The organism is Bdellovibrio reynosensis (genome assembly GCF_022814725.1).
GTDB classification, from domain to species: domain Bacteria; phylum Bdellovibrionota; class Bdellovibrionia; order Bdellovibrionales; family Bdellovibrionaceae; genus Bdellovibrio; species Bdellovibrio reynosensis.
This window is the reverse complement of sequence record NZ_CP093442.1, coordinates 2863363-2877237: the sequence shown is the minus strand read 5'-3', so window position 1 is coordinate 2877237 and position 13875 is coordinate 2863363. Positions and strand designations below refer to the sequence as shown.

Sequence of the window (13875 nt, the reverse complement as noted above, 5' to 3'; positions counted from 1 at the left end):
AGGAAAAAATATGCCAGGAAAAGTTTTTGTAAACAGAACATTGAATCTTAAAAAGATTCGTTACATCGGCGTCGACATGGACCACACGTTGGTTCGTTATAACAGTGAAAACTTCGAAAGACTTTCGCACACGACGATGATTAACAAACTAGTTAAACGCGGTTACCCTGAAACTTTGCGCAAATTGACTTTCGATTATAACTTCGCGATTCGCGGACTGGTTATTGATCGCAAAATGGGAAATCTTTTAAAGCTGAACCGCTACACGGCGATTCGCGCTAGTTACCATGGCTTAAAGCCGCTAGATTTCAAAAGCCATCAAAAGCTTTATAAATCGACTTACATTGACCTTAGTAATACTGATTACTTGGCAGTAGATACTTCATTTTCTATCTCGTTAGCGAACTTGATTGCCCAAATTGTTGAACTTAAAGATACAGACGTTGGTAACAAGTATCCTGAATACTCGCAAATTGCTGACGACGTTCTTGATGCTTTAGATGAAGCACACCGTGATGGTTCCTTAAAAGATGAAGTTAAAAAGAACCTGGAACATTTTATTATTAAAGATCCAGAACTGGTGGCGGGCTTAGAAAAGTTCCGTCGTCATGGAAAAAAGATTTTCGTTCTTACGAACTCAGATTTCCATTATACAAAACTTCTTTTGGACTACGCTGTTCAACCCTTCCTAAAAGAACACCAGTCTTGGCAGGATTTGTTTGAAATCGTAATTACTTTCGCTTCAAAACCTAAATTCTTCTATGAAAGCCAAAAGTATCTGCGCGTGAACCCCGCTGATGGCACCATGACGAATATGGAAGGCAAACTGACTCCGGGAATTTACCAGGGCGGTAACGCTAAGAAATTCACCGCGGACCTAGAGCTTGCCGGTGATGATATTCTTTATATCGGGGATCATATTTACGGCGATATCCTACGCTTGAAAAAAGACTGTAACTGGAGAACAGCTATGGTCATCGAAGAGCTTAGCGTTGAAGTTGATAACAATAAAGCGGCCGAACCGTTGAATCAGGAAATCGAAATCCTGATGAGAAAAAAAGAGCCTCTTGAAGATGAATTGACTGACTACATGACTCGCAAGATTGAAAAAGTCGGCACAGTCAGCGAACAGCAAGTTGAAACTTTGCAAAAATCAATTTCTGAAATCGATTCGCAAATCAGCCAGCTGATCAAAAAGCAGCAATTAATGTATAATTCAAACTGGGGTCAGTTGATGAGAGCGGGTAACGAAGAAAGTTATTTTGCTTACCAATTAGATCGCTATGCTTGCGTGTACATGGAAAAGCTTGCAGATCTTCTAGAGCTTTCCCCGCGCACCTACTTCCGCGCACCAAGAAGACCTCTAGCCCACGAAATCTACTAGCCTTCACGGGCCCGCTTCAACAGCGGGCTCGTCACGCCGTTGCTTCAGCGAAGGCGGATCACCATTCAATAGCTTCTTGATCCCTAAAGAACTTCCCGTTGGGGCCGCCTTTAGGCAGTGTTGCCGCCCAGACAATTCCTTTAATTCCCTGTTCAACCGTTCGATCCGCATTGGGCCCACCCATATCAGTCCGCACCCAACCCGGCGAAACAGAATTCACACAGATGTCGCTGCCTTCAACTTCGCTAGCAAAAAGATTTGTAACCATATTTAGGGCCGTCTTAGACAGCCGGTAAGCTGCTGAGGCCGACTGGCTATGACTTAGCTGAGCCATGCCACTAGAAACATTCACAATGCGACCGTAACCCTCTTGTTTCATCAATGGGAAAATTTTTTGAGTTAACAAAAAAGGTCCCAACGTATTCACCGCAAAAGTTTTTTGAATGGTCGAAGATTTGGTTTTAAAGATCGATTGGTTGCCGCCATCTTCCTTATCAATCAAGATACCGGCATTATTAATAAGCACATCGACAAAGCCATATTCTTTACGAACATGTTCAACGAAATCGTTAATGCTTTTTTCCTGGGACACATCAAGCTTCATCGGCACGACATCCAGGTTTTTCATTTTTAAAGCATTTAACGTCTTTTGTTCTTTATCGGGGTTGCGCATAGTCATTAGGACTTTAAATCCCCTTTGCGCCAAAGCTTCGCTTGTTGCTAAGCCCAATCCCCGATTTGCTCCCGTGACGATGGCGATTTTTTTCATATTATGGGCGTGGCACCGGACGTTCACGGTCCAAAGGAACTAATACGCCCGTTGTCCAATTTTTTTGAACGATGACACACTCTGAAGAAATCACGCGCCAACGTTCTAATGGAAAGCGGTAAACTGTTTCAACCCAGCCCCAGCCATTCCAATCGACAACACGGCGGTAACCGCTGCCACGGGAATCACGTACTGAGCGAGTTTCACGGTGGAAAGTCAAAAGAGGATAATGAAGTTTTAAATTTCCATTTGCTTCTAACTGCGCTTTTGCTGGCTCATCAAAAACGCAACCATAATAACCATCAAGACTGCGCAGACGACCATTTAGGATTTCGCCAACTTGAACATCGCGATTTACTGGAACCTTAAATTCAAAGAAATAATCTGAAGGCGCCCCATTCGGATAATAACTGCGCGTATTTAAAGTAAGGCGACCATCAAACTCGTGCAAACGAACTTGATATGTGCCCTCAAGATTTGAATACTCCCCTTCAAGGTTGCTTGCCGCAAAAGAACTTACGCTTACAAAAGTTAACAAAGATAAAACTAAAGATTTCATATTGTCCCCTTATCTTGGTCCCTGGTTACGATTAAACAGGATCAAATAATCTTTTCCGCCTGTTTGTTCCATCATTCCGGAATATTTATTGCTTTCAAATTGCTTACGATACGTTTTTCTTGCGATGTTTTGGATCATGCACCCCAAAGCCGCTGTGCCCGCAGAATCCGTGCCCTCTTGCAAAAAGCACTTAGGCTCAAAAGTGGCTTCCTGAGCGCGAGTCACCGGGAATTTCGTCACAGAAAAACTCATCACATCGAGCTTGTACTCTTCTTTCAATCGATATGCAGGATTATTCTTTAATAGTTGCGAAGAATAAATATTAGGAACGATGACTAGAACCCTCAGTCCTTGTTCACGGGCTTTTCTCACTCCCTCAACAAAACGCTGCATTTCTTCTTTGATATCAATACGCATGGAAGAAACGAATAGTTCAACATAAGGAAGCATTGGTTCAACTACGATCACATCATACTTAGAACCCGGAGTTTGGTTGGCTTCAACAAAGCCACGCACAACTTCCATATCTTCGACAAAGTTTGGCGTCACCCCGAACATCACAATCGGAGCCGCTTGAATTTCCATGCGCAATCGTTCATAGATGCCTTTGCCAAGCTCTTCAGGAGTTTCAACTTGAGAGAATTTGATCTTTGGAATTGATTTCGGCTCCAAAGAGAAATTCAGAGCGAAATAAACGCCAGTTGCGAGGAATGCAGCACCACACAGCCAATAAAAGTATTTCATGTCACGGAACTTACCTTAGTTAGGAAGTAAGTCCAGTCAGCCCTCACGCCACGCCGTGGCATTTAGCTTTGTAATCTGTTAGAATTATGCTAGGTTGCGAACCATTACAGAGGACTTGATCCCTTAAAAGACAGGTACCCATATTATGCAGGCGACAGAAAACGTATCTTCTATTTCTTATTTGCTTATTGGCTCTGGCCGCGTCGCCCGACATCTCGGTCATTACCTTCATTTATCTAATATAAACTATCAATCCTGGGACCGCTCGCAAGACCCCCATGCTTTGGGACGAAAAGTTGCTGGCGCAAGCCACGTTTTATTGGCGATCAGTGATTCCGCGATTGAGGGTTTTTACCGTCAGCGCCTCGCAGGCCATGACATCACGGTTGTCCAGTTTTCCGGAGCCCACCACTTTGAAGGCATGATCTCTGCCCATCCACTTATGACTTTTGGGCCGGAACTTTATGATCTTAGCTTTTATAAAAAAATTCATTTTACTTTGACTGGTGCGGATCACTTAAACAAAGCCCTACCTGGTTTTGAAAATCCATTTAGCGTTATCGAAGCTTCTGAAAAAGCCCTTTATCATGCTTACTGCGTTTTAGGTGGGAACTTCACGACTCTGCTAGCCGCAAAAATGCTTTCCGGCTTTGCAGAGTTGAAAATCCCTGCAGAAGCCGCCGAAGTGTATTTACAGAAAGTTCTAACGAATACGTTAGCTGCACCAGATAAAGCCTTAACAGGTCCCCTAGTTAGAAAAGACGCCGCAACCGTTGAAGCTAATTTAACAGCTTTAAAAAACGATCCCTATCAAGAAGTGTACAAAGCATTTTTAAAAACTCTTTGGCCCGAATATCCGCGAAAGTGAGGCCGCTATGAAAACTATTTTAGACTTTCATGAAAAGAAAATTAAAAACCAAAAAATCTCAATGATCACTTGTTACGACTACACTTTTGCGCGGATTCTTTCGCAAAGTAATATTGATTGCCTACTAGTGGGTGATTCCTTAGCGATGACAATGCATGGTCATAAAACAACATTGAATGCTTCCGTGAATATGATGGCGCTACATACTGCGGCGGTCGTGCGCGGAGCTGGAGATAAATTTGTAATAGGTGATTTGCCATTCATGAGTTACCGCAAAGGCCTTACTGCCAACATGAATTACGTAGAAAAAATCATGAAGGCCGGCGCCCACGCTGTGAAACTTGAAGGTGCCGCTGGAAATATTGAACTAGTTCGCCATTTAGTGGATTCAGGTGTACCAGTGATGGGACATCTTGGTTTAACACCTCAATCAGTGAACCAACTTGGCGGGTTTAAAGTTCAAGGCCGCGATGAAAAAGCGCAAAAGAAAATCAAAGAGCAAGCTTTGCAATTGCAAGATGCCGGAGCTTTTTCCATCGTGCTTGAATGTGTTCCTTCAAAACTTGCTAAAGAAATCACGGCTTCCTTGGAAGTTCCAACGATCGGCATAGGTGCCGGTCCTGACTGCGACGGTCAGGTGTTGGTATTGCAAGACATGCTTGGGATGAACGAAGGATTTAAACCTAAGTTCCTAAAAACATATTTCAATGGTTTTGAAACTTTGAAAGATGTTTTTAACGACTACCACCAAGAAGTAACTACCGGTGCCTTCCCGACCGAGAAAGAGAGTTACTCATGACAACGGTATTAAAATCCCCCCAAGAATTTAAATCCTGGCGTAAAAACATTAAAGGCAGTGTTGGCTTTGTGCCCACCATGGGGGCTTTACACGCTGGTCACGAAGAGCTTTTAAAGAAAGCCCGCAAGGAAAACGATGTTGTCGTTCTTTCTATTTTCGTAAATCCAACACAGTTCAACGATCCAAATGATTTACAAAAATATCCAAAGACCTGGGAACAAGATTTAGCTATGGCCGAACGTAATGGCGTTGAAGCGATTTTCTATCCCCAGTACGAAGAGATGTATCCGGATAAATATCGCTATAAAGTTAGTGAAAACGACTATTCAAACTTACTAGATGGCCAGCACCGCCCAGGTCACTTTGATGGTGTGCTATCGGTGGTGATGAAACTTTTTAATGTTGTCGCGCCAACTAAAGCATACTTCGGTGAAAAAGATTATCAGCAAATGACTTTAATCAAAGGCATGGTTGAAAGCTTTTTCATGGATCTTGAAATCGTGCCCGTTCCGACGGTGCGAGAAAAAGATGGTTTGGCCATGAGTTCTCGCAACACCCGTTTGACCGCACAACAACGAGAGTTAGCGCCAGCTATTTATAAAAGCCTAACTGAAAGTAAATCCGCTGGTGAAGCGGCTTTGAAATTAGAAAATCTAGGATTCGTCGTGGATTATGTGACGGATATAGGTAAACGCAGATTCGCAGCGGCCAAACTCGGCGACGTGAGGTTGATAGACAATGTCGAAATCTAAAGTTCTATTTATGCTTACGGGATCTATTGCCTGCTACAAAGCTTGCCATGTTATTTCACGACTTGTGCAGAACAACTGCGACGTGCAAGTTGTGGCTACACCGTCAGCTTTGCAATTTGTTGGTAATGCCACCATTGAAGGCCTTACGGGTAAACCCGTAGTCAGTGATATGTATGCTTCTGGCAATGTGATGGATCATATCCACCTTATGCGTTGGGCTGATTTAATTTTAGTTGCACCAGCAACAGCAAGTTTTATTAATAAAGCCGCACAAGGCGTTGGTGATGATTTAGTTCAAACTTTATTCTTAGCCCATGATTTCAAAAAACCGTTCTTAGTAGCACCGGCGATGAATACAAGCATGTATCTTCATCCGGTAACGCAAAAATCACTGAAAACTTTAAAAGAGTTGGGAATTCAAATTCTAGATACAGCGTCCGGGATTTTAGCTTGCGGTGAAGAGGGCTGGGGAAAACTTTTAGATCCCGATCAAATTTTGAAGCTGACTCTAGAAGCTTTAAAGCAGCCTCAAACAGCAAGCGCTTCACCTGCTGCAAAGACAGCTACCCAAAAAGTAAAAGTGCTTGTCACTGCTGGTGGCACACAAGAACCCATTGATACAGTTCGTACGATCACGAACCTAAGTTCTGGCAGAACTGGAATCAAGTTAGCAGAATACTTAACCCAAATGGGTTTTGATGTAACTTTGTTGCAAGCCCACGGTTCCAAAAAAACTTCCAATGTCACCCGAAGTGATGTCTTTGTTAGTTTTGATAGCTTAAACGCAAAAATGAAGCATTACCTGCAGGGCGAAAATTTCACCCACGTGATTCACGCAGCCGCAGTCAGTGATTATTCTGTGGATTTCATTGAAGTCGCAGGCGAAAAACATCGTCCACTTGAAGTTAAAAAGGTCAGTTCAGACTCTGACAGCATGAGCATTCACTTAAAGCGCAATCCAAAAATCGTGGATCACTTAAAGGAATATTCTAAGAACAAAGACCTGCAGGTGATTGCATTTAAACTTACCAGCCATGCAAGTTTTGAAGAAAAGCTGACAGCAGTGAAAAAGCTCTTCACAAACTCCCACGCAGACTTAGTCGTTCATAATGATATGACTGACATTGATATTTCTAGCGGAGCACACAAATTTACTTTATACAGCCCCGAAAGCTCCGTCCCATGCGAAAACCTAGACCGTTTGGCTAGTGAATTAGCCCAAGCTATTATACCGAAGGATACTATATGATCTTATGTCTAGATGTCGGAAACACCCAAATATACGCAGGACTTTTTGACAAAGACAAAATGCTACTTTCATTCAGAAAGAACTCTAAAAGCGGAGCTTCGTCGGATGAAACAGGAATCTTTTTAAGAAGTGCGATACGTGAGAATGGTTTTGATCCGTCAAAAATTACCAAGATCGCGATCTGCAGTGTTGTGCCAGAAGTGATATACTCATTACGTGGCGCTTGTATGAAGTATTTTAATATCAATCCATTCATCCTTCAGGCCGGAGTTAAAACGGGATTGAAAGTAAAATACAGAAATCCAGTGGAAGTAGGTGCTGACCGAATTGCGAATTCAATAGCAGCGACCCACCTTTACCCTGGTAAGAATTTGATATTAGTAGACTTAGGAACAGCGACAACATTCTGTGCTGTGACTAAGGAAAAGGATTACTTGGGTGGTTCTATTGTTGCGGGTTTACGCCTGAACATGGAAGCCTTAGAAAGCAAAACCGCCAAGCTTCCTTCAGTTGAAATCATCTCAATGCATGAAGCCTTGGGAAGATCGACAATCGAAAGCATTCAGTCAGGTCTTTTTTACGGCCACCTAGGAACGATTAAAGAACTGAGTGAAAGAATCACCAAGGAATGTTTTCAAGATGAAAAACCTTTAGTGATCGGCACTGGCGGTTTTGCTTATTTGTTTGAAAAAGAAAAGATATTCGACGAGATCGTACCGGATTTAGTTTTAAAAGGTATGTTGATCGCTTTGCAGTACAATACGTAAGGAATAAGAAAATGAATGTTTCAATGATGCGCGCAAAAATTCACAGAGCCACTGTTACAGGCGCTGATCTTGCCTACGAAGGCTCTGTTAGCATTTGTCCTGATCTAATCAAAGCGTCAGGTTTATTGATCAATGAACGTGTTGATATTTACAACTGCCACAATGGCGCTCGTTTTTCTACTTACGTGATCTTAGGTGAAAAAGGCGAGATCTGTCTTAATGGTGCAGCTGCCCGCCACGTTCACAAAGGGGACCTGGTTATCATCGTAGCTTATTGCGGACTATCTATCGAAGAAGCCCGCGATCACAAACCAGCTGTGGTTTTCGTTGATGAACAAAATCGCGTAACTGAAAAACGTTCTGAAGATCGTAAGAATAATAAATAATCAGATTTTTTCAGGGGAAGAGGACCTAACCTCTTCCTTATTTCTTCTTGTTTGAAGATTTCTTTTTAGAGTCAGCTGATGATCCCGCGGCCGGAGTTCGAGCTTTGGCCCCTTTAGTGGTCTTTGTTTCGGTGACCTCTGTAATTTTAGTCACGGTTTTCTTAGTCACAGTGACATCTCCATCTTCATCTTCAGAAGTTTCTGTCGTTGTTGTTGTCGCAGAACTGTTTTGATTGTTTGAATTTCCAGATGCGCCAGTCTCTGTGGAATTAAAATTAGAATCGTTTGCAGCCGGCACATTAAAATTAGGATCATTGGCGGCTGGTGCAGTTTCGACGACGCCTTCAACTTTCACCGGATTTGCGACGCCATTGCAAAAAGGGTATTTTCCCATGATGGCTCTGGTTTTTTCAGCTCCGCTGATATCCCCACCCCGGGCTTTATTCCAGTCATCATTTCGTAACGGCCCCCAATAGGTTCCTTGTCTTCCGCGCGAAGTAGGAGTCATTAACGTATCGCGGTTTTGCAGTTCTTTTGCTAACAGATCCACTGCGCACTGAATGTTTTCATTGGGACGATGAAGATCGCGGGCTTTTGGACAAACAGGTTGCCACACTTGAAACAAACCCACTGCAGTACCATTGGGTGCATTGCGATTATCATTCGTCGGATTGCAGGAAGATTCTGAAGACGACATCGCCATCAACACCCACACCCAATAAAGCTCGCGCTGGTCTTTGGACATTTTGCCGTAGTCTTTACACCAGTTCGTGATATCGCCAGGGAAGTTTTCGCCAAAAGACTGCGGCTTATCTTTAATTTGTTGAAGAGCGTAAGATCCCCACGGACCTAACTCCCCTTCCTTATTGATAAATTGATTGCAGCCTGCACTAAAGTTCCCCGTTGCAGCTGAACTTCCGACTCTTCTTGCTAGCTCACGGTCTATGCCTTGTTCATATTGGAAACCTTGACTTTCACGGGCGCGATAAGCGGCATCACCGATACTATAAGCATCATCAGAAAGTCTTTTTCCCTGTGATCCCATCGCGGTATTCGGCGACCCTCTAAACATGTTCGAACAAAAGCCAAAGATCAGTTGAAAGATGCCTTGTTTTTTCTGGGCACTTGCAGCCGCTTCGGCTTGTGCTGCTTGTTGTTCCGCCAATTGTTGAGCTTGCAGTTGTTGTTGTTGCAGCATGTATTGCTGTTGCGCCTGCATTTGGGCGAACGCCGCATCCGCATTGACGGTTTGCGCCAAAGAATTCAGCGGAAGAAAAAATAGCAAAACTGCTAGGCGTTTTATGTACATAGGAACTTTATCGGGTTCTTAGGTACGCATCATGAGCTTTGCGCAGAATAACAGGACTAAAGTAATGAAAGTGCGAGGAATTATAGGCTCTGCAACGCATCGCAGGGATTTGTTGGGATCACGTCAAGATCCACAAATTTTCTTGGAAGATGAAAGCTAAAAGACTAAGTTTACGAAAGTTTCATCATTCTCGAGGGGGGAATTCATGAAGACGTTGCTTCTTTTTGGCTTGGCGTTTGTCACCACTTTACTTGCATCGGTTCCAACACTGGCTGCAAATTCTAGCAAAGAAATCCCCTACTATGGCGAAAAGTTTTACAGAGATCTTTCTAGCGGTGTTGCTAACGATTCTTTAAAGTTCAATATCAAAGCAGTTCTTAGAAGTTTCCACCTTACAGTTCCAGGCACATACGACCAGATAGTGGATCAGTGTTCAGGCAACAATTGTTATGCACATGTATCAGTCGGATACGACGGGGCTCGCGTGTTCTTGATGGGTAAACACTACCTAATACAACACGGAAACTCTTACGGTGTTTTTGATGTGTACTGTGATAAAGAAAGAAACGAGAGCGAATTCACCCACGGTCATGAACCAGGTCCAGGACAAGTACCAGACAACACTATCGTAAATATCGAACACACTTGGCCACAAAGCAGATTCTCGGGCCGCCACGCTAAAGGCACTCAAAAAGCCGACATGCACCACCTTTACCCTACTGATTCTCAACTTAATTCAATTCGCGGAAACAACAACTTCGGCGAAGTTACTAAAGACACTCACACACTTAAATGTAGTGCTTCGCGCTTCGGTCGCTCTGCAAACGGCAACAGAGAAATCTTTGAACCACCTCAAAATCACAAAGGTAACGTGGCCCGCGCCCTTTTCTATTTCTCTTTACGCTATGACCTTCCAATTGATTCAAATGAAGAAGCTTTCTTAAGAAAGTGGTCTAAAGAAGATCCAATTGATGAAGATGAAATCAGACGCAATGAAGAGATCAAAGAACTACAAGGCAACAGAAACCCATTTGTAGATTTCGCAAATCTTGAAGACAGAATTAACGACTTCTAATTCTAATTCTAAGAACAAATAAAAAAAGCGCCTACCAGGGCGCTTTTTTCGTTTCAGGGATCTAAAAGTCCAAATACTCTTTAAGTTCTTTTAAATGGTACTGCCATCCAACTTTAAAGTCTTTCATCACCTTGGCTCTGCGGTCTTCAGGCAATGTTTCCCAGCCACTGTGCTTAACGGTTAAAAAAGACTTTTTCTCTTTAGTTCCTATAGTAAATTTACACTCAGTCACAGCTGATCTTGGCCAGTCCTTTTCTTTCCACGTAAAGGTGATTTCTTTTTTATCTTTCACAGATAGCACTTTCCCTGAAGCGACCTGATCGTTGCCATCATCATCTTGCCATTCTTCACGGAACGAACCGCCAACTTTAGGTTGAAGTTTGATATCTTCGCCCCACCAGTTTTCTAATTCGTCAGAATCGGTCAGCGCGTGCCACAGTTCACCCGTTGTACATTTAACTATGATGGAAAGTTCGATGACTTCTTTCATAAAGGCTCCTCAAGGTCGTTAGACCCATTCTAGCCTAACCGCTTGACCTGACAATGCTTTTCATGGAACTTCACGGGCATGGCACTGACACTTCTGCAATTACAATCCGGTTTTAAAGCTTATGGCGCAAAAGTTCTTTTTGAGGATGCCACCTTTGCCATTAATGAAGGCGAACACGTCGGTGTCATCGGTCCCAACGGCGCAGGCAAAACCACCTTGTTTAAAATCTTAGTTGATAAAGAACATTTGGACTCGGGCATTGTCACTAAATCGCAACAACTGCGATTGGGTTACCTTGAACAAGAATCCGACTGGAATGTGGATGAGAAGGTAGAAGACTATCTTGCCAAGAACTGCATAAAGCCGCTTTGGGAATTAAAACAGTTCGGCCTAAAATTAGGCTTAAGCGAAGACCATTTTCAGTCACACTTAAAACAACTTAGCGGTGGGTACCGCATGAGAGTGAAGTTGTTGTACCTTATCGGCCAGGAACCGAACTTACTTTTACTGGATGAGCCCACAAACTTTTTGGACCTTGAAACTTTGTTAGTCTTAGAAAGTTTCTTGCAAGAATTCAAAGGCGCTTTTCTTTTAATTTCCCATGACCGTGAATTCCTACGACGCGTGACGGATCATATTTTAGAAGTAGAATCTGGCGACATTGTTAAATTCCCCGGAAGTTTAGATGATTATTTCGAGCAAAAACAAATGCTCGGAGAGATTCTGCAAAAGCAAATCCTAAGTCAGCAGGCTAAAAGAAAATCCATAATGGATTTTGTTACACGCTTTGGTGCGAAAGCGACAAAAGCCCGCCAAGCACAAAGTCGACTTAAAGCCCTTGAAAAAATGGAAGTGATCGAGATGAAAGCGGCACCCACGCATTCTCACATCCACATTCCACCACCCAGTTCCACGGGAAAAACTATTCTTGAAGTTGAAAACGTCAATTGTGGTTATGGCGATAAAGTGATTTTAAAAAATGTGTCTTTACGCCTAGAGCGCGGCAATCACCTAGGCATTGTCGGCTTAAATGGAGCAGGTAAATCGACCCTGTTAAAATCCCTTGGTGAACAAATTCCGCTGGTGACTGGTTCGATTAAATGGGGCCATCAAGTCAGCTTTTCGTATTTTGCTCAACATACTCCAGAAGCCTTGAATCCCCAGCACACCGTTCTTGAGGCCATGGCTTCAGCCGCTCACAAAGAAGTTACACAACAGGAAGTTCTAAACATCGCTGGCAGCCTATTATTTTCTGGCGATAATGTTCATAAAAAAGTGCACGTGCTTTCGGGGGGCGAAAAATCCCGCGTGGCTTTAGGGCAAATTCTTTTACAAAAATCCCCGCTGTTGCTGCTGGATGAGCCTACGAATCATCTGGATTTTGATACTGTGGAAGCATTGACCACGGCTTTAGAAAAATACGAAGGCACGATTATCACCGTTAGCCATGATCGTGGATTTATCGGTCGTGTGGCGAACAAAATTCTTGAAGTGAACAATGGCTTACTGACCTTGTATCCAGGCACCTATGATGAATACGTCTGGAGTTTACAAAAGGGTTTCCTAGCAGATCGTGATTTTGAAAAGTCCGAATCCTTAGTCCGAGCTGTCCCCAAATCGGACGAACTCCTTGGCTCAAAATTTAATTATAAAGAGGAACGAAAAAGGCTTGAGGGCTTAGTTAAGAAAGCTCAGAAGCGAATCGAAGACAGTGACAAGAAGATTGCAGAATTGAGCCAATTAAGAGATTCTTTAAACAATTCCTTGATGACCGCAACGGGAGAGAAAGCCGCATCGCTGGCCAAAGATCTTCACCAACTTGGAAGTCAAATTGAAGAACAAGAAGCTTCGATGTTGCAAGCCATGGAAGAACAAGAAGCCTCTGAACAAGACTTAAAGAAACTGACGGGGATGACCTAAATGAAATTGCTTTTTCTTATCCTGATTGCCTTCAACCTAAGCGCATGTTCAAGCTACTTTAAACGCCAAGAGTGCGAAAGCATCAACTGGTTTGAACACGGTAAAAAAGTAGCGATGTCGGGTAAATATTTAAATGCGGATTCCACTTTAAATGAATGCCGCAAAGTCGATGCTGAAATGTCGGAATCCCAGTTAGATAAAGGTTTCAAAAGTGGCGTCGCAGCTTACTGCAGCAACTCAAACGCTTATTCTACCGGAAGAGCCGGTGACTTCTTTCCACGAGAAATCTGCGAAGGCCCCCAGATCAATGTTCTTGTTGCAGAACACAACCGAGGTATTCGCGACTACTGCATGAAATCCAATGGATTCCAAGCCGGTACATCAGGAAAAAAATATTTAAATATTTGCCCTAAGGAACTTGAGCCCGCGTTTTTACCTGAATATCGCCGGGGTCGTTTGAAATATGTGAAAGCCCTTATTATCGTTAAAGAAGGTGAAGTGACTCAACTTGAAAACAAGATGAGCAACATTAAATCCTCTTTAAATTACGAAAAGGGTAAATTAGACGGGCTTGAAAGACAGAAAAATTACTTAGAGTCGACACGCCCCTTGATGGCTGACGAAAAGTCATTGCAACGCCAACTTTTAGAAAAACAAATTTCTAATCTAGATTCAGATGTTTCTACTTTAAGATCTAAAGTTCAAAGCACTGAAAGCGACGTTTCTAATATGGAAAAAGAAAGAAACGAAAAACTGCACGATATTACAGCGCTTAAGACTGAAATTCCAAGTTTAGAAGATTAG

Annotated in this window: 15 protein-coding genes; 10 read left to right on the top strand and 5 right to left on the bottom strand. The window is 42.9% G+C overall.

The window, feature by feature from the left end; genetic code table 11:
* The first annotated feature begins 10 nt into the window (after positions 1–10).
* Positions 11–1384: an HAD-IG family 5'-nucleotidase gene (locus MNR06_RS13580; RefSeq protein WP_243536902.1), complete on the top strand. Its 1374-nt coding sequence runs from the start codon at positions 11–13 to the stop codon at positions 1382–1384.
* 58 nt (positions 1385–1442) lie between these two features.
* Here MNR06_RS13580 and MNR06_RS13575 read toward each other — a convergent pair whose 3' ends face one another.
* From MNR06_RS13575 to MNR06_RS13565, 3 genes are read right to left on the bottom strand one after another with little or no spacing between them, the layout of a single operon-like run.
* Entirely contained in the window at positions 1443–2153 is a 711-nt protein-coding gene (locus tag MNR06_RS13575; RefSeq protein ID WP_243536901.1) for an SDR family NAD(P)-dependent oxidoreductase, read from the bottom strand.
* A 1-nt stretch (position 2154) separates the two neighbouring features.
* A complete protein-coding gene (locus MNR06_RS13570; protein WP_243536900.1) occupies positions 2155–2712 on the bottom strand; it encodes a hypothetical protein in 558 nt (185 codons plus the stop codon).
* Positions 2713–2721: 9 nt separating this feature from the next.
* The gene (locus tag MNR06_RS13565; protein ID WP_243536899.1) at positions 2722–3456 is read right to left on the bottom strand and encodes a hypothetical protein; all 735 of its coding nucleotides are present in this window, start codon (positions 3454–3456) and stop codon (positions 2722–2724) included.
* Between the two features lie 145 nt (positions 3457–3601).
* On the opposite strand from MNR06_RS13565, the gene MNR06_RS13560 reads away from it, so the two are divergent.
* Genes MNR06_RS13560 through panD form a run of 6 tightly spaced genes read left to right on the top strand, consistent with a single transcriptional unit; the run spans position 3602 to position 8277 of the window.
* A complete protein-coding gene (locus tag MNR06_RS13560) occupies positions 3602–4324 on the top strand; it encodes a DUF2520 domain-containing protein (protein WP_243536898.1) in 723 nt (240 codons plus the stop codon).
* 7 nt (positions 4325–4331) lie between these two features.
* Positions 4332–5123 (top strand): 3-methyl-2-oxobutanoate hydroxymethyltransferase, encoded by a 792-nt coding sequence (gene panB / locus MNR06_RS13555; RefSeq protein WP_243536897.1) that lies wholly within the window; start codon positions 4332–4334, stop codon positions 5121–5123.
* Positions 5120–5875 (top strand): pantoate--beta-alanine ligase, encoded by a 756-nt coding sequence (gene panC / locus MNR06_RS13550; protein ID WP_243536896.1) that lies wholly within the window; start codon positions 5120–5122, stop codon positions 5873–5875. The genes panB and panC overlap by 4 nt, the downstream gene beginning before the upstream one ends.
* Positions 5862–7124, top strand: coding sequence for a bifunctional phosphopantothenoylcysteine decarboxylase/phosphopantothenate--cysteine ligase CoaBC (gene coaBC / locus MNR06_RS13545; protein ID WP_243536895.1), 1263 nt, complete (start codon positions 5862–5864; stop codon positions 7122–7124). Before panC ends, coaBC begins: the two co-directional genes overlap by 14 nt.
* Entirely contained in the window at positions 7121–7891 is a 771-nt protein-coding gene (locus MNR06_RS13540) for a type III pantothenate kinase (protein ID WP_243536894.1), read from the top strand. Before coaBC ends, MNR06_RS13540 begins: the two co-directional genes overlap by 4 nt.
* A gap of 11 nt (positions 7892–7902) precedes the next feature.
* Entirely contained in the window at positions 7903–8277 is a 375-nt protein-coding gene (panD, locus tag MNR06_RS13535; protein WP_243536893.1) for an aspartate 1-decarboxylase, read from the top strand.
* A 37-nt stretch (positions 8278–8314) separates the two neighbouring features.
* On the opposite strand, the gene MNR06_RS13530 is transcribed toward panD, so the two are convergent.
* On the bottom strand, positions 8315–9586 hold the full coding sequence (locus MNR06_RS13530) for a hypothetical protein (RefSeq protein WP_243536892.1): 1272 nt from the start codon (positions 9584–9586) through the stop codon (positions 8315–8317).
* Between the two features lie 205 nt (positions 9587–9791).
* Between MNR06_RS13530 and MNR06_RS13525 the strand changes: the two genes are divergently transcribed.
* A complete protein-coding gene (locus MNR06_RS13525) occupies positions 9792–10661 on the top strand; it encodes an endonuclease I family protein (RefSeq protein WP_243536891.1) in 870 nt (289 codons plus the stop codon).
* A 61-nt stretch (positions 10662–10722) separates the two neighbouring features.
* Here the strand turns inward: MNR06_RS13525 and MNR06_RS13520 are convergent, their stop codons facing one another.
* A complete protein-coding gene (locus MNR06_RS13520; RefSeq protein WP_243536890.1) occupies positions 10723–11151 on the bottom strand; it encodes an SRPBCC family protein in 429 nt (142 codons plus the stop codon).
* Positions 11152–11229: 78 nt separating this feature from the next.
* On the opposite strand from MNR06_RS13520, the gene MNR06_RS13515 reads away from it, so the two are divergent.
* Both MNR06_RS13515 and MNR06_RS13510 read left to right on the top strand, forming a co-directional pair.
* A complete protein-coding gene (locus tag MNR06_RS13515) occupies positions 11230–13071 on the top strand; it encodes an ABC-F family ATP-binding cassette domain-containing protein (protein WP_243536889.1) in 1842 nt (613 codons plus the stop codon).
* Entirely contained in the window at positions 13072–13875 is an 804-nt protein-coding gene (locus MNR06_RS13510; protein WP_243536888.1) for a DUF2799 domain-containing protein, read from the top strand.